Genomic DNA, 519 nt, shown 5'->3' with positions numbered 1-519 from the left:
GCCTCGTTCAGGCCGACGGTGGACACGCAGTGGCCCTCGGCCCAGAACTTCCTGTTGCCGAACTTGTACTTCATGTTCGCGTGCCTGTCGAATACCATCAGCGAGCTCTTCCCCTTCAGGTAGCCCATCACGCTGGACACGCTGTACTTCGGCGGTATCGCCAGCAGCATGTGGACGTGGTCGGGCATCAGGTGCCCCTCGATGATCTCTATCCCCTTGCACTGGCAGAGCTTCCTGAAGATCTCCCCAAGGTCGGACCTTATTTGGTTGTAGATGACTTTGCGCCTATACTTCGGCGTGAACACGACGTGGTACTTGCACATCCACTTCGTGTGCGACAGGCTGTAGGCCTTCTGGGCCATACGCCACCACCGCCCTCTCGACTCGGATTCCTTGCGGCCTGAACAATCGCAAGTGTCCGGCGAGGGGGCGGCTTTGTAAAGCCGGTTGTCCCCACCCGCATAGCGGGTGGTTTCTGATGCGGCGCGCTGCGCGCCCCGCACAGGCTAAAGCCTTTAA

The 519-nt window shown here is 59.7% G+C and carries 1 protein-coding gene; it reads right to left on the bottom strand.

Going from position 1 to position 519, the window contains the following annotated elements:
* On the bottom strand, nt 1-362 hold a 362-nt coding region (tnpA, locus tag DW211_RS10015; RefSeq protein ID WP_118260599.1), incomplete at its 3' end, for an IS200/IS605 family transposase.
* Between the last annotated feature and the right edge of the window lie 157 nt (nt 363-519).

Source organism: Collinsella sp. AM18-10, from assembly GCF_003471585.1.
Classification (GTDB): Bacteria; Actinomycetota; Coriobacteriia; order Coriobacteriales; family Coriobacteriaceae; genus Collinsella.
This window is presented reverse-complemented; position numbering and strand designations above follow the sequence as displayed.